Source organism: Streptomyces ochraceiscleroticus, from assembly GCF_000720485.1.
Classification (GTDB): Bacteria; Actinomycetota; Actinomycetes; order Streptomycetales; family Streptomycetaceae; genus Streptomyces; species Streptomyces ochraceiscleroticus.
Window position 1 is genome coordinate 78,334 of record NZ_JOAX01000006.1, and the last position, 20,577, is coordinate 98,910.

At 71.6% G+C, this 20,577-nt stretch carries 17 protein-coding genes; all 17 read left to right on the forward strand.

Going from position 1 to position 20,577, the window contains the following annotated elements; all coding sequences use genetic code 11:
- Window positions 1-2: 2 nt before the first annotated feature.
- The 17 genes from IG84_RS0110225 (at window position 3) to IG84_RS0110300 (ending at window position 20,570) form a co-directional block, all read left to right on the forward strand.
- On the forward strand, window positions 3-971 hold the full coding sequence (locus IG84_RS0110225; protein ID WP_031054122.1) for an aminoglycoside phosphotransferase family protein: 969 nt from the start codon (window positions 3-5) through the stop codon (window positions 969-971).
- Between the two features lie 294 nt (window positions 972-1,265).
- Entirely contained in the window at window positions 1,266-1,361 is a 96-nt protein-coding gene (locus IG84_RS42905; RefSeq protein WP_382467494.1) for a putative leader peptide, read from the forward strand.
- Window positions 1,362-1,583: 222 nt separating this feature from the next.
- Entirely contained in the window at window positions 1,584-2,723 is a 1,140-nt protein-coding gene (gene sfnG, locus IG84_RS0110230) for a dimethylsulfone monooxygenase SfnG (RefSeq protein ID WP_031054124.1), read from the forward strand.
- Complete coding sequence (locus IG84_RS0110235; RefSeq protein WP_031054127.1) at window positions 2,720-3,958, forward strand: acyl-CoA dehydrogenase family protein; 1,239 nt, start codon at window positions 2,720-2,722, stop codon at window positions 3,956-3,958. Before sfnG ends, IG84_RS0110235 begins: the two co-directional genes overlap by 4 nt.
- 110 nt (window positions 3,959-4,068) lie before the next feature.
- Window positions 4,069-4,620, forward strand: coding sequence for an NADPH-dependent FMN reductase (gene ssuE / locus IG84_RS0110240; RefSeq protein ID WP_031054129.1), 552 nt, complete (start codon window positions 4,069-4,071; stop codon window positions 4,618-4,620).
- A complete protein-coding gene (locus IG84_RS0110245; RefSeq protein ID WP_031054130.1) occupies window positions 4,617-5,810 on the forward strand; it encodes an SfnB family sulfur acquisition oxidoreductase in 1,194 nt (397 codons plus the stop codon). The genes ssuE and IG84_RS0110245 overlap by 4 nt, the downstream gene beginning before the upstream one ends.
- Window positions 5,811-5,881: 71 nt before the next feature.
- The gene (locus tag IG84_RS0110250; protein ID WP_051861582.1) at window positions 5,882-8,824 is read left to right on the forward strand and encodes a glycoside hydrolase family 2 TIM barrel-domain containing protein; all 2,943 of its coding nucleotides are present in this window, start codon (window positions 5,882-5,884) and stop codon (window positions 8,822-8,824) included.
- 13 nt (window positions 8,825-8,837) lie between these two features.
- Window positions 8,838-9,758 carry a homocysteine S-methyltransferase gene (mmuM, locus tag IG84_RS0110255; RefSeq protein WP_031054134.1) on the forward strand — a complete coding sequence of 307 codons (921 nt, stop codon included), beginning with the start codon at window positions 8,838-8,840 and terminating at the stop codon, window positions 9,756-9,758.
- A 186-nt stretch (window positions 9,759-9,944) separates the two neighbouring features.
- A complete protein-coding gene (locus IG84_RS0110260) occupies window positions 9,945-10,742 on the forward strand; it encodes an ABC transporter substrate-binding protein (RefSeq protein ID WP_031054135.1) in 798 nt (265 codons plus the stop codon).
- 34 nt (window positions 10,743-10,776) lie between these two features.
- On the forward strand, window positions 10,777-11,562 hold the full coding sequence (locus IG84_RS0110265) for an amino acid ABC transporter permease (protein WP_031054137.1): 786 nt from the start codon (window positions 10,777-10,779) through the stop codon (window positions 11,560-11,562).
- A 5-nt stretch (window positions 11,563-11,567) separates the two neighbouring features.
- Window positions 11,568-12,410: an amino acid ABC transporter ATP-binding protein gene (locus IG84_RS0110270; protein ID WP_031054138.1), complete on the forward strand. Its 843-nt coding sequence runs from the start codon at window positions 11,568-11,570 to the stop codon at window positions 12,408-12,410.
- A gap of 125 nt (window positions 12,411-12,535) precedes the next feature.
- Window positions 12,536-13,501, forward strand: coding sequence for an acetylxylan esterase (locus IG84_RS0110275; RefSeq protein ID WP_031054140.1), 966 nt, complete (start codon window positions 12,536-12,538; stop codon window positions 13,499-13,501).
- Between the two features lie 55 nt (window positions 13,502-13,556).
- The gene (gene xylB / locus IG84_RS0110280) at window positions 13,557-14,987 is read left to right on the forward strand and encodes a xylulokinase (protein WP_031054141.1); all 1,431 of its coding nucleotides are present in this window, start codon (window positions 13,557-13,559) and stop codon (window positions 14,985-14,987) included.
- Between the two features lie 261 nt (window positions 14,988-15,248).
- Window positions 15,249-16,667 (forward strand): family 2B encapsulin nanocompartment shell protein, encoded by a 1,419-nt coding sequence (locus tag IG84_RS0110285; RefSeq protein WP_051861583.1) that lies wholly within the window; start codon window positions 15,249-15,251, stop codon window positions 16,665-16,667.
- Window positions 16,668-16,812: 145 nt separating this feature from the next.
- On the forward strand, window positions 16,813-18,228 hold the full coding sequence (locus IG84_RS0110290) for a family 2B encapsulin nanocompartment shell protein (protein WP_031054144.1): 1,416 nt from the start codon (window positions 16,813-16,815) through the stop codon (window positions 18,226-18,228).
- A gap of 334 nt (window positions 18,229-18,562) precedes the next feature.
- Complete coding sequence (locus IG84_RS0110295) at window positions 18,563-19,174, forward strand: N-acetylmuramoyl-L-alanine amidase (protein WP_031054146.1); 612 nt, start codon at window positions 18,563-18,565, stop codon at window positions 19,172-19,174.
- A gap of 136 nt (window positions 19,175-19,310) precedes the next feature.
- Entirely contained in the window at window positions 19,311-20,570 is a 1,260-nt protein-coding gene (locus tag IG84_RS0110300; protein WP_382467495.1) for a phosphodiester glycosidase family protein, read from the forward strand.
- Window positions 20,571-20,577: the final 7 nt, after the last annotated feature.

Here is a 20,577-nt window from a genome sequence, read left to right on the forward strand (position 1 = left end):
CCATGGCGAATCCGAGCCCGGACTCCTCCGGCACTCCCCTCAGCGAACGTGCCGAGCGCGCCGTCCGCATCGCGGTCCGAGCGGCGCGGCGGCTGGGCCTGCGAGCGGACGCACCACGGGTCCTGCACGACGTGTTCAACGTACTGGTGCACCTCGCGCCGGACCCGGTGGTCGTCCGCGTACCGTCGCTCGCCCTGGTGTCCGCCGAGGAGCAGACCATCAAGCAGCGGCGCGAACTGGATGTGGCGGGCTGGCTGGCCGACACGGGGGCGCCGGTCGTACGGCCCAGCCCCCTGGTGCCGCGGGAACCCGTCGCATGCGAGGGCCGATCGCTGACCTTCTGGGAGTTCGTCGACGAAAAGGACCCGCTGCGCGAGGCCGTCGCGGCCGGTCCGGAGGCGCTGGAGGACCGCTTCGTCGAGCAGACGGGCTGGACGGCGCAGTTGCACGGCTTCCTGGCCCGCTATCCGGGCGAGCTGCCCGTTCTGTCCCCCGTGGTGCCCACGGTCGAGCCGCTGCTGGCCGCGCTGCGGAAGGAGCCGCAGGGGCTGACGACCGCCGACCTGGACCGGGCGGAGCAGGAGTACGCGGTCCTCGAAGCGCTCGCGGCCGACCTGCCCGGCCGCTTTCCCGGGGCCCGCATACAGCCGCTGCACGGGGACGGGCCGTCGTACAACCTCCTGCGGACCGCCGAGGGGCATCTCTTCAGCGACTTCGAGGACGTCACCAGTGGCCCCGTGGAGTGGGACCTGGCCATGGTGGGGCCGCGGGCGGCAGCGGAGTACGAGCGCGTGAGCGGCCACTCTCTGGACCGCGCGCTGCTGGACGTCATGGAGCGGGCGCGGCTGCTGCAGGTGGTGGGGGCGCTGGCGGTCGTGCCCTCGATGCCGGAACTGGGCCCGATGCTGGCCCCCATGGTCGATCAGTGGCGTGAACGTCCTCCGCTGGGCCCGGACCTCCTCGTCCGATAACGGAGACCCGCGCCTTCCGGCGTTCTGCCGCCCACCGCACCAGCCGGCTTTCCTTTTTTGGTGGGTTGCGAGCGATTCTCGCATGCTCGACTGCCGGTGCCGATCTTCCGTTGCATATTGACGGAGCGCCACTTCAAGGGGGAACCTGTCACCACCTCAAGGATGCCGAATCGACCGATGCGGCGTCTTGACGCTAAACTCACCGGCAGTGCCGCTGGGAATTGCCCGGAAGGCCCACCCGGAGGCCGTTCACGGCCTGTTCCGGAAGAAATGTTGCAGGGAGGTGACGTGTTGATGAAGCCGCGATCGAGTCTGCCGCAGCGCCTGACGGAGCGGCGCCACGTCGACCTCGTCCGGGTCTCCAGCGCCCTGTGTCGTCCGTCGGCCTGAGCGCCGCCTTCTCGTTTCACGGACACTCACCGGTCCGGTAATTCCGCGTACGCGCGCCGCGCTTGCCCCACGATTCATGCTTGTTCGCGCACGCCGCGGTCTCATTTTCACGAGTTTTCCGTGCGTTTCCGCCACCGGTGATTCCGCCCGCCTTGACGGGCTTTTTCTCCACCCCGAAACCTCGATTCCCCCTGCCCTTTTTCAGCGATCCGGAGTTCTTGCATGTCCGCATCCGCTCATGTTCCACAACCCGCCGGCGGCCCGGCGCGGTTCGCCTACTGGGTGCCCAATGTCAGCGGTGGCCTGGTCACCAGCACCATCGAACAGCGCACCGACTGGGGCTACGACTACAACCGCAAACTCGCCCGGCTCGCCGAGGACAACGGCTTCGAGTACGCGCTGAGCCAGGTCCGCTACATGGCCAGTTACGGCGCCGAGAACCAGCACGAGTCGACCTCGTTCAGCCTGGCGCTGCTGCTCGCCACCGAGCGCCTGAAGGTCATCGCCGCCGTCCACCCGGGGCTGTGGCACCCGGGCGTGCTCGCCAAGTTCGGGGCCACCGCCGACCACCTCTCCGGAGGCCGGTTCGCCGTCAACGTGGTCAGCGGCTGGTTCAAGCAGGAGTTCACCGCGCTCGGCGAACCGTGGCTGGAGCACGACGAACGCTACCGGCGCGCCGAGGAGTTCATCCGCGCCCTTCGGGCGGTGTGGACCGAGGACCACGCCGAACTGGCCGGCGACTTCTACCGGATCCGGGACTTCTCGCTGAAGCCTAAGCCGCTGAACACCGAGGAGCGCCCGCACCCGGAGATCTTCCAGGGCGGCAACTCGACCGCGGCCCGCGCGATGGCCGGCCGGGTCTCCGACTGGTACTTCAGCAACGGCAAGGACTTCGACGGGGTCACCGAGCAGCTCACCGACGTCCGGGCGGCCGCCGCGGCCGCCGGCCGTACGGCCCCGAAATTCGGCCTCAACGGCTTCCTGATCGCCCGGGACACCGAGAAGGAGGCCCGGGAGGTCCTGCGCGAGATCGTCGCCAAGGCGGACACACAGGCGGTCCACGGCTTCAGTGACGCGGTCCGGCAAGCGGGCAGCTCCACCGCCGACGGCAAGGGCATGTGGCAGGACTCCTCGTTCGAGGACCTCGTCCAGTACAACGACGGGTTCCGTACGGGGCTGATCGGCACACCGGAACAGATCGCCGAGCGCATCGTGGCCTACAAGAAGCTCGGCGTCGACCTCTTCCTGCTCGGCTTCCTGCACTACCTGGAAGAGGTCGAGTACTTCGGCGAGCGGGTGCTGCCGCTCGTACGCGAACTGGAAGCCCAGGACGAGAACCTCTCCGAAGGAGTACTGGTATGAGCACCGCCGCACACACCGACTGGCAGCACCGCCCCGCGCCCGCCACCTCCGGTGCCTGGGTCGACCGCGCCGCCGAGGTCGCCGCCGTCCTCGCGACGGACGCCGCCGCCCGGGACCGGGCCGGCGCCACCCCGTACGACGAGGTCCAACTGCTCAAGGATTCGGGACTGGTCACCCTGCTGGGCCCGGTCGAGCACGGCGGGGGCGGCCAGGACTGGCCGACCGCATACCGGGTGGTCCGCGAGGTCGCCAAGGCCGACGGGTCGATCGGCCAGCTTCTCGGCTACCACTACCTGTGGAACTGGGCGGCCCGACTGGTCGGCACGCGGGAGCAGTGGGAACACGTGGAGGCCGAGGCCGCCCGCAACCGCTGGTTCTTCGGGGGCGCCGTCAACCCGCGCGACAACGACGTCGTCGTACGGGACGAGGGTGACACCTTGACGTTCACCGGGCGGAAGTCCTTCTCCACCGGAAGCAGGGTCTCCGACGTCACCGTGCTGGAGGGCGTCCTGGAGGGCAGCGTGGGGCCCGACAACCCCGAGGGCGACCACGTCTTCGCCATCGTGCCGTCCGACAGCGCGGGCCTGACCTTCCACGACGACTGGGACAACATCGGGCAGCGGCTCACGGAGAGCGGCAGTGTGACGATCGACGGGGTGCGCGTCCCGTGGAGCGCGGCGGCGGGCTACGTCGACAAGTCGTTCCAGCGACGTGTCTACAACACCCTCAACGTGCCCACCATCCAGTTGGTGTTCGCGCACTTCTACCTGGGGATCGCGGCCGGCGCTCTGGAGACGGCGGGGACCTACACCCGTACCAAGGCCCGCTCGTGGCTGCACGGCGGCCACGAGCGGGCCGTCGACGAGCCCTACGTGATCGACACGTACGGGGACCTGACGGCGAAGCTGTGGGCCGCCGAGGCGCTGGCCGACCAGGTGGCCGAGGAGGGCTGGGCGCTGCACTCCGACCCCGATGCGGTGACCGAGCGGGACCGCGGTGAGCACGAGGTGCGGGTGGCGGCCGTGAAGGCGCGGGCCACGGACGTGGCCCTGGAAGTGGCGAACCGGATCTTCGAGGTGACCGGCGCACGGTCCACGGCGACCTCCGAGGGCCTGGACCGCTTCTGGCGCAACATCCGTACGCACACCCTGCACGACCCCGTCGCCTACAAGCGCCGCGAGGTCGGCCGCTTCGTGCTCACGGGCGAGCTGCCGGAGCCCACCTGGTACTCGTAAGCCTCCCGCCACCCGGTACTCGTAGGCACACCGCGGCGGGCCCGGACCGGGCGGGCCCGCCGCTCTTCTCATACGCGTTCGCACCACCACACACCCCGAGGTGAACCTCCATGGCCACCGTGCTGTCCCTCTCCGGAAGCCCCTCCCCCACCTCCCGTACGGCGCGACTGCTGCGCCACCTGGACACCGCCCTTGTTGAACAAGGACACGAAGTGATTCCGCTGGATGTCCGGACGCTGCCTGCGGAGGCCCTGCTGGGCGCGGACTTCGGGCACCCGGCGATCGTCCGGGCCACCCGGCTCGTCGAACAGGCCGACGGCATCGTCATCGGCACGCCCGTCTACAAGGCGGCCTACTCCGGCCTGCTGAAGTCCCTGCTCGACCTGTTGCCGCAGTACGCGCTGGCCGGCAAGACCGTGCTGCCGCTGGCCACCGGCGGGTCCACGGCGCACGTCCTCGCGATCGACTACGCGCTGCGGCCCGTGCTGTCCTCGATGGGCGCCTCGCACATCGTGCAGGGCTGGTTCGTCCTGGACCGCGACATCACCGTCCAGGAGGGCGGCGGCGTCCACGTGGCACCGGGGACGCGCGAGGCGCTGGACGGTGTGCTCGGCCAGTTCGCGGCGGCGCTGGACCGCGCGCCCCTGCGAGTCGCGGCGTGACCGGCCCCGTCGCCCATGTGATCGCCGACGACGCGGAGGCGCTGGCCGTCGCGGCCGAACTGGCGGCGGAGTTCCGTACCGGCGCGGCGTACCGGGACGCCGAGCGCCGGCTGCCGCGCCTCGAACTGGACCGGCTCTCCGACAGCGGCCTGCTCGGCATTACAGTGCCGCGCTCGCACGGTGGCGCGGACGTGACGGCCGAAACGCTCGCCGGGGTCTTCCGGCTGCTGGCGAGCGCCGATGCGAGTCTGGCGCAGATTCCGCAGAGCCACTTCGTGTACGTGGCGGTGCTGCGCCGCCAGGGGACTGCGGAGCAGCAGAAGTTCTTCTTCGAGGAGGTGCTGGCCGGGCGGCGGCTGGGCAACGCCCAGTCGGAGGCGGGCACCAAGCACGTCCAGGACATCCGTACCCGGCTCGTACCCCAGCCGGACGGCTCGTACGTCCTGGAGGGCACCAAGCACTACTCCACGGGCGCCCTGTTCGCCGACTGGATCCCGGTGCTGGCCCGCGGCGACGACGAGGAGCTGCACGTCGCCTACGTACCGCGCCACGCGCCCGGTGTGACGGTCGTGGACGACTGGGACGGCATGGGCCAGCGCACCACCGCCAGCGGCACGGTGCGGCTGGAATCCGTGCTGGTCCCGCGCGACCGTGTGGTGCCGCACCACCTCACCTTCCGGGGCCCGCAGCTGCACGGCGCGCTCGCCCAGCTGCTGCACGCGGCCATCGACACCGGGATCGCCGAGGGCGCGCTCACCGAAGCGGCGGAATTCGTCCGGGCCAAGAGCCGGCCATGGTTCGAAAGCGGGCTGGAGACCGCTGCCGAGGACCCGCTACTGATCCAGCAGTTCGGCGAGCTGGCCCTGGGGGTGCGGGCCGCGGGCGCGCTGCTGGCCGAGGCGGCTCGTGGCGTCGACGCGGCGGCGGCCGACCTCACCGACGACAGCGCGGCCGGGGCGTCCATCGCGGTGGCCGCCGCCAAGGTGCAGGCGGCGCGGGCGGCGGTGGAGGCCGGCAGCGCGCTCTTCGAGGTGGCCGGCACTCGCGCGGCGCTGAACGGCCTGAACCTGAACCGGCACTGGCGCGACGCGCGCACCCACACGCTGCACGACCCCGTGCGCTGGAAGGTGCAGCACATCGGGCGGTACGTCCTGAACGGCACCCGGCCGCCCCGGCACGGCCTCCTCTGAACGACGGGGGGACACCCGGTGAACAGCCGGATGTGGTCGCAATCGGGAAGCGTGCGTGCTTCGCTGACGGGATGGTGACGTACGAGGAACACGTACCGCTTTCCGAAGAAGACGTGCCGTACTACGAAGACGTGACGCCGGGCAGCGGCTGTCTGCCGCCCGGCGCCTGGCTGCCCGGGTCGGACGCCGCCCGGCTGCCGCTCGGCGGAACCTGGCGGTTCCGGCTGTCGCCGACCGCGGCCTCCGAGGACGCGAGCTTCGCCCGCCCCGAGTACGACGACTCGGCATGGGAGGAGCTGCGGGTGCCGGGCCACTGGGTCCTCCAGGGACACGGCGCACCGGCGTACACCAACACCGGATATCCGTTCCCCGTGGACCCGCCCCGGGTGCCGGACGAGAATCCCACCGGCGACCACCGGTACGCGTTCGACCTCCCGGCCGACTGGCCGGCGGGCTCCGCCGCGCTCCACTTCGGGGGCGTCGAGTCCTGTGCCAGGGTGTGGCTGAACGGCAGCGAGCTGGGTCACTTCAAGGGCAGCAGGCTGCCGCACGAGTTCGAGGCGGGCTCCTTGCTGCGGCCGGGGCGCAACGTCCTGGCGGTCCGCGTCCACCAGTGGTCGTCCGGCAGCTATCTGGAGGACCAGGACCAGTGGTGGCTGCCGGGCGTCTTCCGCGAGGTGGAGCTGCGGCACCGCCCCGAGGGCGCCGTGCGGGACGCCTTCGTGCACGCCGAGTACGACCACCGCACCGGGCAGGGCACGCTGCGCGTGGACAGCGATCCCGCGGGGCGGGTGACCGTACCGGAGCTGGGCCTGGAGCTGGCGACCGGGGAGAGCGCGACGGTGCCGGTCGAGCCGTGGACGGCGGAGACGCCCCGACTGTACGACGCGGAGCTGGCCACCTCCGGGGAGCGGGTACCGCTGCGCATCGGGTTCCGCACGGTCGTCGTCGAGGACGGGCTGCTGAAGGTCAACGGGCGGCCGATTCTGCTGCGCGGCGTGAACCGGCACGAGTTCGACCCGGCGCACGGGCGCGCGGTGGGAGCGGACGTCATGCGGCGCGATCTGCTGCTGATGAAGCAGCACAACATCAACGCCGTGCGCACCAGCCACTATCCGCCCGACCCGGCCTTCCTGGCCCTCTGCGACGAGCTGGGGCTGTGGGTGGTCGACGAGTGCGATCTGGAGACGCACGGCTTCGCCCAGCAGGGCTGGCGGGCCAATCCCGTCGACGACGAGCGCTGGACGCCGGCGCTGCTGGACCGGGCCCGCCGGATGGTCGAGCGCGACAAGAACCACCCGTCCGTCATCATGTGGTCCCTCGGCAACGAGTGCGGCACCGGGCGCGGGCTGTCCACGATGGCCGCGTGGATGCGGGAACGCGACCCCTCCCGGCCGCTGCACTACGAGGGCGACCCCGGCTGCGCCGACACCGATGTCTACTCCCGGATGTACGCGGACCACGCCGAGGTCGAGCGGATCGGGCGGCGTACGGAGGAGCCGCTCCCGGACGGCACTCTGGATGCCCGGCGCCGCGGCCTCCCCTTCGTGCTGTGCGAGTACGCGCACGCCATGGGGAACGGTCCCGGCGGGCTGAGCGAGTACCAGCGGCTGTTCGAGACCTACGAGCGCTGCCAGGGCGGCTTCGTGTGGGAGTGGATCGACCACGGGCTGCGGCAGTACACCGCGGACGGCGTCCGGTACCACGCGTACGGCGGAGACTTCGGCGAGGAGGTGCACGACGGCAACTTCGTGTGCGACGGGCTGCTCTTCCCGGAGCGCGTGCCCTCCCCCGGGCTGATCGAGTACAAGAAGGTCATCGAGCCGGTCCGCTTCGAAGCGGTCGGCCCGGACGGCGCACCCGGGGCGGTGCGTGTCACCAATCTGCAGGACTTCGCCGACCTGTCCGCGCTCGCCTTCCCCTGGAGTTACGAGGTCGAGGGTCTGCCGGTCGCGGAGGGGACGCTCGCGGTGCCGCCGCTGCTGCCCGGCGAGAGCGCCGAAGTGAAGCTCCCCGCGCCGCCCGAGGACGCCCCTCGGGACGGCGAGGCGCTGTGGACCGTACGGGCGGTGCTGGCCGAGGACGCAGTATGGGCCGAGGCCGGGCACGAGATCGCGTGGGGGCAGTTGCCGGCCGCACCGCTTCCGGTGCCGCGGCCGTGGACGCCGAGCGCGGCCCCGCGGCGGGGCACGGACCGGACCCTCACTCTCGGTCCGGGTGTCTTCGATGCCACGACCGGGGTCCTGAGCCGGCTCGGCGGCTCCCCCGTGACCGGCCCGCGGCTGGACGTCTGGCGGGCGCCCACGGACAACGACGAGGGCGCGCCCTGGCAGCCGGGGCAGCGCTGCGGGCCCGAGTGGCGACGGATCGGCCTGCACCGGATGCGGCACCGCACGGACGCCGTGACGGCGGAGGGGGACGCGCTGGTCGTCCGTACCAGGGTGGCGCCGGCCGCCACGAGTCTGGGCTTCGCCGTGGTGCACCGCTGGACCTCGGACGGAGCGGCGCTGCGGCTGGAGGTGGCGGTGACGCCCCAGGGCGACTGGCCGGCGCCGCTGCCGCGGCTGGGGGTACGGATGGGCCTGGACGGCGATCTGGGCGCCGTTCGGTGGTTCGGCGGCGGTCCGGGCGAGGCATATCCGGACACGTCCGCAGCGGCCCGCGTGGGCCGCTGGTCGCTGCCTGTCGACGCGCTACAGACCCCGTACGTACGGCCGCAGGAGAACGGCGCGCGGATCGGTGTGCGGTGGGCGGAGCTGACGCGTCCGGACGGGACGGGGCTGCGTATCGAAGGAGAGCCGCACTACTTCTTCACCGCGCGGCGCTGGACCTCCGAGGAGCTGGACGCCGCCCGGCACACGCCGGACCTGGTGGCCGGTGACCGGGTGTGGCTGAACCTGGATCACGCACAGCACGGGATCGGCAGCGGGTCGTGCGGCCCTGGCGTGCTCCCGAAGTACCGCCTCGAAGCCGCTCCCGCCGCGTTCGCTTTCACCTTTCGTCCGCTGGAATGACAGGCTTCATGGCATGAGCACTTCCTCCCCCTCATTCGCGGAAGCCCTGGCCCGCGGCCCCCTCGTCCTCGACGGCGGGCTGTCCAACCAGCTGGAGTCGGCCGGGCACGACCTCAGTGACGAGCTGTGGTCGGCCCGGCTGCTCGCCGAGCAGCCGGACGCGATCACCGCCGCGCACCGCGCCTACTACGAAGCAGGCTCCCAGGTCGCCATCACGTCCAGCTACCAGGCCACCTTCGAAGGCTTCGCACACCGCGGCATCGGCCCGGAGGAGGCGGCCGGACTGCTGCGCCGCAGCGTGGAGCTGGCCCGGGAGGCCGCCGGACTCGCCATGAAAGACGGCGTGCCGGGGCCGCTGTACGTCGCGGCCTCCGCCGGCCCGTACGGCGCGATGCTCGCGGACGGCTCCGAGTACCGCGGCCGGTACGGCCTGAGCGTCGACGAGCTGGAGCGGTTCCACCGGCCGCGGCTGGAGGTGCTGGCGGCCGCGGAACCCGATGTGTTCGCACTGGAGACGGTGCCGGACGCCGACGAGGGGCGGGCACTGGTGCGCGCGGTGCGCGGCCTCGGAGTGCCGGCGTGGCTGTCGTACAGCGTCGAGGGCGGCCGGACCAGGGCCGGGCAGCCGCTCGCGGAGGCGTTCGCGCTCGCCGCCGAGGCGGACGAGATCGTGGCCGTCGGGGTCAACTGCTGCGTACCGGAGGACGCGGACGCGGCGGTGGAGCTGGCGGCGCGGGTGACCGGCAAGCCGGTCGTGGTCTATCCGAACAGCGGTGAGGAGTGGGATGCCCAGGCGCGTGCCTGGCGCGGGCGGGCGACGTTCACTCCGGAGCGCGTGACGGCGTGGACGGCGCGCGGCGCGCGCCTCATCGGTGGCTGCTGCCGCGTGGGCCCCGACTCCGTCTCCGCCCTCGCCGGTCTCGTCTCGCCCTGACGCCCCTCTGATGTGCTGCGGCCCCGCCCGTACGTGGCGGGGCCGTTTCGTGCGCGTGACGGATCAAGGTCGTTATGCAGACGCAACCCCCACGGCGGAGACAGCGGACACGGCCGGTGGCAGGATTCAGCCCAACTCGCCGTCGGCAGGTCACTGTTGATCTTCAACGTTTCCCCTGGAGGACCGGTGTCAGCTCGCTCGCCGCTGCCTGTCATAGCCGTCGTCGCGGCCGTCGCCCTGGCGGCCGGCTGCACCAGCACGAAGTCCGAGGGGAAGCAGGGCTCCGGATTGCAGCTCGTGTCCAAGGGCACGCTCAAGACCTGCACGCACCTGCCGTACCCGCCCTTCCAGGTGAAGAAGGGCGACAAAATCGTCGGATTCGACGTGGACCTCGTCGACCTGATCGCCAAGGACCTCAAGGTCCAGCAGGAGATCGTCAATACGCCCTTCGAAGGCATCGAGACCGGCCAGGACTTCAATATTCGCAAGTGCGACCTGGCCGCGGCGGGCATGACCATCACGCCGGAGCGCAGGAGGGTCATGGCCTTCTCCGACCCGTACTTCAACGCCACCCAGGCCCTGATCACGAAGAAGGGCAAGCCCTACAAGAAGGTCGAGGACCTCAAGGGCCGCAAGCTCGGCTACCAGAAGGCCACCACCGGCGGCATCTACGCCAAGAAGCACGCGGGCACGGACGTCGACCTCGTGGAGTACGAGGACCTCGGCCTGCTGCTGACCGCCGTGAAGACCGGCAAGGTGGACGCCGGCATCAACGACAACGGGGCGCTGTTCGACTACGTCAAGTCCAACCCCGACACCGAGGTCACCGCGGAGTTCAACACGGGTGAGCTCTACGGCATCGGCATGGGCAAGGGCAACGACGCGCTGCGCAAGAGGATCAACGCCTCGCTGAAGAAGGCCAAGGCCGACGGCAGCTACGACAGGATCTACAAGAAGTGGTTCGGCACCACGCCGCAGAGCTGACCCGCGCCGTCCACCTCCGAGGAGCTCTGCACGCATGTCGCTGTCCAAACGGCAACGGACCCGGGTGATCCGTGGGTCGCAGTACGCCCTGCTGGCCGTCATCGTGGTCGTCGTCGCGCTGGTCGCCGACTGGGGGCAGCTGCGGCGGGCGTTCTTCGACGTCGGCATCGCGCGCGAACTGTTCCCCGACATCCTCACCACCGCGCTGGTCAACACGGTCCTCTACACGCTGCTCGGCTTCGGGTTCGGGCTGGTGCTGGGGCTGGTCCTGGCACTGATGCGACTGTCGTCGGTGCCCCCGTACCGCTGGATCGCCGTCACGTACATCGAGTTCTTCCGCGGCGTGCCCGCCCTCCTGGTCTTCATCGCGCTGGGCTTCGGTGTGCCGCTCGCCTTCGAAGTGGCGCTGGACCAGTACGTCACCGTGATGCTCTCCTTGGGGCTCGTCGGCGCCGCCTACATGGCGGAGACCATCAGGGCGGGCATCCTGGCCGTGCCCAAGGGGCAGACGGAGGCGGCGCGTTCGCTCGGCATGTCGCACGGCCGGGCGATGGTCTCCATCGTCATCCCGCAGGCGTTCCGCATCGTCCTGCCGCCGCTGACCAACGAGCTGATCCTGCTGACCAAGGACTCCTCGCTGGTGTACCTGCTGGGGCTCTCGCTCGGCCAGTACGAGCTGGCCAACTTCGGCCGGGACGCGCTCAACGAGTACAAGAGCCTGACGCCGATCCTGGTCGCGGGCCTGCTCTACCTCGTGATCACCCTCCCGCTCGGGCACCTCGTCCGGCGGCTCGAGGCCCGAACGGCGAAGGCCAGGTGACCGGTATGACGACCGACAGAGCGACGACGGGCGGGGCGCCGGCGGCCGGGGAGGCGACCGCCATCGAGGTCACCGGGCTGCACAAGTCCTTCGGCGCCCTCGAAGTGCTCAAGGGCATCGACTTCACGGTGCGGCGCGGCGAGGTGGTGTGCGTCATCGGGCCGTCCGGCTCGGGCAAGTCGACATTGCTGCGCTGTGTGAACCTCCTGGAGGAGCCGACCTCGGGGACGGTCACGGTGGCCGGTACCGAGGTCACCGGTCCGGACGTGGACATCGACCGGGTGCGGCGCCGGATCGGAATGGTCTTCCAGTCCTTCAACCTCTTCCCGCACCTGACCGCGCTGGAGAACCTGACGATCGCCCAGCGGCGGGTGCTGCGCCGGGACAGGGCCGCTGCGGAGCGCACCGCGCGGGCGAACCTGGCGCGCGTCGGGCTGAGCGACAAGGAGCGCTCCTACCCGGCGCAGCTCTCCGGGGGCCAGCAGCAGCGGGTGGCGATCGCCCGCGCGCTCTCCATGGACCCGGAGCTGATGCTCTTCGACGAGCCCACTTCGGCGCTGGACCCGGAGCTGGTGGGCGACGTGCTCGCCGTCATGCGGTCGCTGGCCGACGAGGGCATGACCATGCTGGTCGTCACGCACGAGATGAGCTTCGCCCGGGAGGTCGCCGACCGGGTGGTCTTCATGGACGGCGGAGTGATCGTCGAGGAGGGCCCGCCGGACCGGGTGGTGGGCGCCCCGCAGCACGAACGCACGCGGACCTTCCTGGCGCGCGTACTGGACCCGGCGGCGGCGGAGGTCGGCGAGGTGGCCGACACGGGCCCGGAGGGCAAGCGCGTGGACCGGTGAGCCGTACGGAGCGCGTGTAGGGGCGGGTGGCGCGGAGAGGCGCGCCAGCCACCCGGGGGTCGAACACCCGCTCTCGGGGCATGGTGAGCGGTGATCGGTTTTCCCCGAGCCTCAGGAGCCCGCCGGTGTTCGTCGACATGCCCCTCGAAGACCTGCGCACCTACCGCCCCGAACGGCCCGAGCCGGCCGGCTTTGACGCCTTCTGGCAGCGCACCCTCAAAGAGGCGCGCGCCTGCCCTCTTGACGCCCGCTTCACCCCCATCGACGTGGGTCTGGACCTGCTGGACACCTACGACGTGGAGTTCTCCGGCTTCGGCGGGCACCGTATCCGCGGCTGGTTCCTGCTGCCGCGCGGCGCGGGGCGGCCGCTGCCGTGCGTCGTGCGGTACCTCGGCTACGGGGGCGGGCGCAGCCTGCCGCACGACTGGCTGCTCTGGCCGGCCGCCGGGTACGCCACCCTGGTGATGGACCCGCGCGGCCAGACCGGGCCCAACCGGCCCGGTGACACCCCTGACCCGGTCGGCTCCGCCAATCCGTCCGTCGGCGGAATGATGACGCGCGGAGTCCTGGACCCCGACGAGTTCTACTTCCGCAGGCTCTACACGGACGCCGTACGGGCCGTGGAGGCCGCCCGCGAGCACGCCGGGGTGGACCCGGAGCGCATCGTCGTGGAGGGCAACAGCCAGGGCGGCGCGCAGGCCCTGGCGGTGGCGGGCCTGGTGCCGGGACTCGCGGCCGCGCTCATCCGGGTGCCGTTCATGACGCACATCCGGCGCGCCGTCGAGGTGGCCGAGGCCGGCCCGTACACCGAACTCGCCGCGTACTTCGCCGGGGAGCGGCTGCACATCGATGCCGCTCTGGACACCCTGGACCACTTCGACGGGCTGAACTTCGCCGCCCGTGCCGAGGTCCCCGCCCTCTTCGGTACGGGTCTGGCGGACACCATCACGCCGGCCTCCACCGGCTTCGCCGCGTACCACCACTACGCGGGGCCGAAGGACCTTCGGGTGTGGCGGTTCAACGGCCACGAGGGCGGCGGGGTGCACCATCAGGCGGACGAGGTCATGTTCGTGCGGGAGTTGTTCGCATGACGGGGTGTCAGCACGCCGTCTGTCCGAGTGCCGGGCACGCGAGTGAGGAGTGGTGATGGGCGCGTGGGGAGCGGGGCCGCTCGTGGTCGGCGTGGACAGTTCCACGCAGTCCACGAAGGTGTTGGTCGTGGACGCGGCGACGGGAGAGGTGGCGGCGCGCGGCCAGGCGCCGCACACCGTCTCCGCCGGGACCGGCAAGGAGAGCGACCCCGAGGAGTGGTGGGAGGCGCTGACGCGGGCACTGGCGGCCTGTGGTGACCCCGCCCGGCAGGCGTCCGCGGTCTCCGTGGCGGGCCAGCAGCACGGGCTGGTCACTCTGGACGCGGCCGGGCGTCCGGTGCGCCCCGCGCTGCTGTGGAACGACGTGCGGCCGGCGCCGCAGAGCCGCCGCCTCATCGAGGAGCTGGGCGGCCCCGAGGCGTGGGCCGCGCGGGCGGGCAGCCTGCCCGGGCCCTCGTTCACGGTGGCCAAGTGGGCGTGGCTGCGGGCACAGGAGCCGACGGCGGCCCGTGCGGCCGCAGCGGTGCGACTGCCGCACGACTACCTGACCGAGCGGCTGACGGGCGAGGCCGTCACCGACCGCGGCGACGCCTCGGGGACGGGCTGGTGGTCCTCGGCCACCGAGTCCTACGACGCGGAGGTCCTCGGGCACGTGGGACTGTCTACGGAGATGCTGCCGCGGGTGGCGCGCCCCGGAGAGGCTGCCGGGACCGTGCGCCCCGAAGGGCTGCCGCTGCCCCATGGAGCGCTGGTCGCGGCCGGTACGGGGGACAACATGGCGGCGGCGCTGGGGCTGGGCCTGCGCCCTGGGCGCCCGGTCATCAGCCTCGGCACCTCGGGGACGGTGTACGCGGTGACCACCCGGCGCCCGGCCGACCCGACGGGTACGGTCGCGGGTTTCGCGGACGCGCGCGGCGACTGGCTGCCGCTGGCCTGCACGCTGAACTGCACGCTCGCGGTGGACCGGATGGCGGCGCTGCTCGGCCGGGACCGGGAGGCGGTGGAGCCGGGTGGCTCGGCGGTGGTGCTGCCGTTCCTGGACGGCGAACGCACGCCGAACCTCCCCGATGCCACGGGCCTGCTCCACGGGCTGCGGCACGACACCACGGGCGGACAGGTGCTGCAGGCCGCCTATGACGGCGCGGTGTTCGCGCTGCTGCGGGCGCTGGACCTCGTGGCGGGGCCGGAGACCGCGGCGGACGAGCCGCTGCTGCTGATCGGCGGCGGGGCGCGCGGGCGGGCCTGGCGGGACACCGTACGGCGGCTGTCCGGGCGGGCCGTCATCGTGCCGCGGGAAGGGGAACTGGTGGCGCTGGGCGCCGCGGCGCAGGCGGCGGGGCTGCTGCTGGGCGAGGATCCGGCGGCGGTGGCGCGGCGCTGGGGGACGGACCGGGGCGAGCGCTACGAGGCGGTGGAGCGGGACGCGGCGGCGTGGCAGCGGCTGACGGAGACCCTCACGGAGGCGGGCCCCCTCTTCGGAGCTTGAGGCTCGTCTTCGGCCCCGCGGTGCCCTTCAGGGCGAGCACTCCCGCGGGCCCCGTAAGCGCCGTCGTGCGCCCCGCGCGGCATTCCTCCGGTTGGCGTGTTCCGCTGCGCCCGAGAGATAGCTGTTCCGCTGAGCCTATCCACTCAATTCCCTTTCTACGCCACTCATTTGAGGGATTGTGCAGATAAAATCAGTGCGACTACCTTCTCTGTTCGGCGGATAGGCCGATTTCAACTTCTTCCAGAGATGGGTGGGGCAGCTGTGACGGTTCAGCAAGAAACTCTCTCCGACGCCGGAGGCGAAAGCCAAAATACGAACCTGACCAGTCTGGCCACGACCGCGGCGCGCAATCTTGCGACGACCACCAAGACGCAGCCGCAGATGCAGAACGTCACCTCCCGGTGGCTGCTGCGACTGCTGCCCTGGGTGCAGGTGTCCGGCGGCACATACCGGGTGAACCGCCGGCTGACGTACACCGTCGGCGACGGCCACATCGAGTTCGCCTCGGACGGCGCCGAGCTGCGCGTCATCCCCGACGAGCTGCGCGAACTGCCCGCGCTGCGGGAGTTCACCGACACGGAGGTCCTCACCGCGCTCGCCGAGCGCTTCGAGAGCCAGGAGTACGCGGCGGGCGAGCTGATCGCCGAGGCGGGCGCGCAGGCCGACCGCGTCGTGCTGATCGCGCACGGCAGGGTGGACCGGATCGGCACGGGCAAGTACGGCGACGAGACCACGCTCGGCGCGCTGGCCGGCGGTGACCACCTCGGCGACAAGCCGCTCACCACACCGGACACGACCTGGGAGTTCACCTACCGTGCCGTGACGCGGGTCACCGTACTGACGCTCCCCGCGAGCGCGCTCGGCGAGATCACGGGCCGCTCGGAAGCGCTGCGGGCGCATCTGGAGGCGGCGCGGTCCGGCGCCCCGGCACCGCACAACGAGAGCGGCGAGGCGGCCATAGAGATCGCCTCGGGACACCACGGCGAGCCGGTCCTCGGCAGCACGTTCGTGGACTACGAGCTGAAGCCGCGGGAGTACGAACTGAGCGTCGCGCAGACCGTGCTGCGCACCCACACCCGCGTCGGCGACCTGTACAACGACCCGATGAACCAGGTCGAGGAGCAGCTGCGGCTGACCATCGAGGCGCTGCGCGAGCGGCAAGAGCACGAGATGATCAACAACCGCGAGTTCGGCCTGCTGCACAACGCCGACCCGCGCCAGCGCATCCCCACCCGTAGCGGTCCGCCCACCCCCGACGACCTGGACGAACTCCTCGCGCGGGTCTGGAAGGAGCCGTCCTTCCTGCTGGCCCACCCCAAGGTCATCGCGGCCATCGGGCGGGAGTTCAGCAGGCGCAGCCTGTACCCGGCGGCCGTGGACTTCATGGGCCACTCGCTGCCGTCCTGGCGCGGGGTGCCGCTGTTCCCCTGCAACAAGATCCCGGTCAGCAAGGAAGGCACCAGCTCCATCCTCGTGATGCGCACCGGCGAGGAACGCCAGGGTGTCGTCGGGCTGCACCAGACCGGAATTCCCGATGAATACCAGCCAAGCCTGTCCGTCCGATTCATGGGCGTCGACGACAAGGCCGTTCTGAACTACCTCGTGAGCGCCTACTACTCCGCGGCCGTCCTGGTCCCGGACGCACTCGGAATTCTCGACGACGTGGCGATCGGCCACTGAACCGCGAATTCAAGCCACGACCGCGGCAATTCAAGCCGCCGCGTGACGCACCTCACAAAGGGACCCCGCCGAATGACGCCCGACCCTGTGGGCCGGGCCTTCGGCCGCACGTTTCACACCGGCACAGGAATAGGTGAGCATCTCCATGACCACTTCGCTCGACCCGACCTCCGGCCTCGGCGACTCCGCGAACGACCAGGCCCGGTCGAGCCTCGCCACGGCGGCGGCACGGAATCTGGCAACCACCACGAAGACCGTGCCGCAGATGCAGGGGATCTCCTCCCGCTGGCTGCTGCGCGTCCTGCCCTGGACGGAGGTCTCCGGCGGCACGTACCGGGTGAACCGCCGGCTCACCCACACCCTCGGCGACGGCCGGGTGGAGTTCACCAGCACCGGCAGCGAGGTCCGCGTCATCCCCGTGGAGCTGCGCGAACTGGCGCCGCTGCGCGGGCTGACGGACCAGGCGGCGCTGGAGGGGCTGGCCGGCCGCTTCGAGCAGCGCGACTTCGCCCCCGGTGACGTGCTCATCGAGCGCGACACGCCCACGGACCAGGTGGTGCTGATCGCGCACGGCAAGCTGGAGCGCGTGGGCCAGGGGAAGTACGGCGACGACACCGTGCTCGGCGTGCTCGCCGACGGCGACCACGTGGGTGCCACGGCCCTGCTCTCCGGGGAGGGCACCTGGGAGCACACCGTCCGCGCCGTCACCCGGGGCACCGCACTGGTGCTGCCCCGCTCCGCCTACGAAGAGGTGGCCGGCCGCTCCGAGGCGCTGCGCAGCCACATCGAGCAGTTCCGCGCCGCGCTGATCCCCGCGCAGAACAAGCACGGCGAGGCGGCCATCGAGGTGGCGTCCGGCCACGTCGGCGAGCCGCAACTGCCGGGCACGTACGTGGACTACGAGCTGACGCCGCGGGAGTACGAACTGAGCGTCGCGCAGACCGTACTGAAGATCCACAGCCGGGTCGCCGACCTCTACAACGACCCGATGAACCAGCTCGACCAGCAGCTGCGGCTGACGGTCGAGGCGCTGCGCGAGCGGCAAGAGCACGAGATGATCAACAACAAGGAGTTCGGCCTGCTGCACAACGCCGATCTCAAGCAGCGCATCCACACCCGCTCGGGCCCGCCCACCCCGGACGACCTGGACGAGCTGATCTCGCGCCGCCGCAAGACCCAGGTCCTGCTGGCGCACCCGCGCACCATCGCGGCCATCGGCCGGGAGTGGAACGCCCGCAGCATCTACCCGACGGGCGTGGAGTTCGGCGGCCAGGAGGTGCGTGCTTGGCGCGGCATCCCGCTGCTGCCCTGCAACAAGATCCCGATCAACCCCGACCAGACCAGCTCGATCATCGCCATGCGTCTCGGCGAGGACAACCAGGGCGTGGTGGGCCTGCACCAGACGGGCATCCCGGACGAGTACCAGCCCGGCCTGTCGGTGCGCTTCATGGGCATCAATGAGCAGGCGATCATCAAGTACCTGGTCAGCGCCTACTTCTCGGCCGCCGTGCTGGTGCCGGACGCGCTGGGCATCCTGGAGGACGTCGAGATCGGGCACTGAGAGGCCCGCCGGTCCCTGCGGAGGGGGTTCGCCGCAGGGGCCGGTCCCCGCCCCGCATAGACGGGGCGGGGCTGCGCCGCGATGAGGTGGGGCTGTGGGAGCGGGGGGCGACTGCGGTGAGTGGGGCAACTGCGCTGAGTGGGGCGGCAGTAGCGTCCGGAAGAATTTCCGGTGTTCTTGGTCGAGGCATGAGCGGACCGGGCAGAACGATGGCAGAGGCCGTGCGGTTCCTGACGTCGAGGGACCGCATGTGCACGTTCTCACGCCACGGTCCGCGGGCCGTGGCAGGTTCGCGAGCATCCCCCTCCCCCCATGAACACCGGCAGGAGATCGCATGCAGCACGACATCCCCCGGCCGTCCCGCCGCCGCCTGCTGACCGGCGCCGCTGCGGCGGCCGCCGCCCTCGTCCCCCTCGGCACCGGCCTGGCGCAGGCCGCCCCCCACCGCTCCCGCGCCGCCGCCTATCCGGACGTCCACTGGACCCCCGCCGCTGCCGCCAACTACACCGCGGCGAACCGCCCGGCGCAGTACGCCATCGACATGGTGATCATCCATGTCACGCAGGAGACGTACGCCGACACGGTCAAGATCTTCCAGAACCCCAAGGCCCAGGTCTCCGCGCACTACTGCGTGCGCTCCGCCGACGGGTACATCGGCCAGTTCGTCCGCGAGGACGACGTCGCCTGGCACGCGGGCAACTGGAGCTACAACACCCGCAGCATCGGCATCGAGCACGAGGGCTGGGTGGACCAGCCGCGGTGGTTCACGGACGCCATGTACGAACAGTCCGCGCAGCTCACAGCCGCGGTCTGCGCACGGTACGGCATACCGAGAGACCGCAAGCACATCATCGGACACGTCGAGGTGCCCGGGACCGACCACACGGACCCGGGCCCTTACTGGGACTGGGCGCGCTACATGAACCTGGTACGGGCGGCCTCCTGACGCCCCGGCGGCTGCCGCCCGGGTATGCCCCGGAGCGGCGGCCGCCGACGGAGCGGCGTACACCGGTGCCACGGCGCTTCTGCGCGTGTGCGCGCCCCTCCAGTGGTGTACTTCCTTGGCCCAAGGAACAGTCGGCGTGACAACTGGGGTGATCGTGAGGCAGCGGTGCGGTCGTGTCCGCGCGGTACTGACGGTTCTGCTGGCGGCCGGTGCACTGGCCGGCGGAGGCGTGGCGGGCGGGAGTGCCGCCGTCTCGGCGGACGTGCTCCGTACGGGCCGGACGGCCCCGGCGGCGTCCGGGGTGACGTACACCCAGTTCTCGATGGCGGTGCCGCGCGGCATCGCACGCGGTCACCTGCTGACGGTGGACCTGGCGAGACCGGACGTCTCGGTCGACCTGCTGTACGCGGGCGCGGTCGGCGCCCGGAAGGCGGTGTCCGCGATGGCCGACGCACAGGACGCGGTGGCCGGCGTCAACGGCGACTTCTTCAACATAACGGAGGATCAGCACCCGGGTGTCGAGCCGACGGGCGCGTCCGACGGGCCCGCGATCGCGTCCGGGCGGCGGCTGAAGTCGGCGGTGCCGGACGGGCAGCGGTTCGGGCCCCCGTTACCGCCCGGCACGACGGCCGAGGACGTCATCGCGGTGGGCCCGGACCGGCGGGTCCGGCTGGACCGGCTGTCGCTGCAAGGCTCGGTTGCCACGCCGGACGGCCGGCTGCCGCTGCGCGGGCTGAACCTGTACGCGCTGCCGGTCGACGGCATCGGCGCGTACACCCCGGAGTGGGGCACCACCTCCCGGGTGCGCGCCACCTGTGGCACGGACGCCGACCGTGCGGCGCCGTGCAGTGAGGACACCACCGAGGTCACGGTGCGCGGCGGCCGGGTCGAGAAGGTCGCGGACACGCCGGGGCGCGGCGGCGTGCCCGAAGGCACGACAGTACTGGTGGGGCGCGAGGAGGGTGCGCGGCAGTTGCGAAAGCTGTCGGTGGGCGAGCGGGTGCGCGTCACGGACCGACTGGTGGGGCAGCGGCCGGGCCCCGCGCGGTTCGCGGTGGGCGGCTTCCCGGTGCTGCGGGACGGTGCGCCGCTGCCGGGCCTGGACACCGTTGCGTCGGCGGTCCGTACCGCGGCGGGCGTCGGCGGGGACGGGCGGGTGCTGTACCTGCTCGCGCTGGACGGCACGAAGGGGAACGCCGGGCTGACGATCGACGAACTCGCCGGGCTGATGACGCGGATCGGCGCCCGGGACGCGCTGAACCTGGACGGCGGCGGGTCCTCGACGCTCGTCCTGCGCGAGCCGGGGAGCGGCGCGGCGACCGTCCGCAACCACCCTTCGGGCGGCGCGGAGCGACCGGTACCGAACGGGATCGGGGTCTTCGCGCGGGGGCTCTGAGGGGGCT

Excerpts from the sequence above, each read along its gene's own strand:
- IG84_RS0110235 (WP_031054127.1), top strand. The coding sequence starts at position 2,720 with ATGAGCACCGCCGCACACACCGACTGGCAGCACCGCCCCGCGCCCGCC.
- sfnG (WP_031054124.1), top strand. The coding sequence starts at position 1,584 with ATGTCCGCATCCGCTCATGTTCCACAACCCGCCGGCGGCCCGGCGCGG.
- IG84_RS42905 (WP_382467494.1), top strand. The coding sequence starts at position 1,266 with ATGAAGCCGCGATCGAGTCTGCCGCAGCGCCTGACGGAGCGGCGCCAC.
- IG84_RS0110290 (WP_031054144.1), top strand. The coding sequence starts at position 16,813 with ATGACCACTTCGCTCGACCCGACCTCCGGCCTCGGCGACTCCGCGAAC.
- IG84_RS0110270 (WP_031054138.1), top strand. The coding sequence starts at position 11,568 with ATGACGACCGACAGAGCGACGACGGGCGGGGCGCCGGCGGCCGGGGAG.
- IG84_RS0110250 (WP_051861582.1), top strand. The coding sequence starts at position 5,882 with ATGGTGACGTACGAGGAACACGTACCGCTTTCCGAAGAAGACGTGCCG.
- IG84_RS0110225 (WP_031054122.1), top strand. The coding sequence starts at position 3 with ATGGCGAATCCGAGCCCGGACTCCTCCGGCACTCCCCTCAGCGAACGT.
- IG84_RS0110265 (WP_031054137.1), top strand. The coding sequence starts at position 10,777 with ATGTCGCTGTCCAAACGGCAACGGACCCGGGTGATCCGTGGGTCGCAG.
- ssuE (WP_031054129.1), top strand. The coding sequence starts at position 4,069 with ATGGCCACCGTGCTGTCCCTCTCCGGAAGCCCCTCCCCCACCTCCCGT.
- IG84_RS0110295 (WP_031054146.1), top strand. The coding sequence starts at position 18,563 with ATGCAGCACGACATCCCCCGGCCGTCCCGCCGCCGCCTGCTGACCGGC.
- mmuM (WP_031054134.1), top strand. The coding sequence starts at position 8,838 with ATGAGCACTTCCTCCCCCTCATTCGCGGAAGCCCTGGCCCGCGGCCCC.
- xylB (WP_031054141.1), top strand. The coding sequence starts at position 13,557 with ATGGGCGCGTGGGGAGCGGGGCCGCTCGTGGTCGGCGTGGACAGTTCC.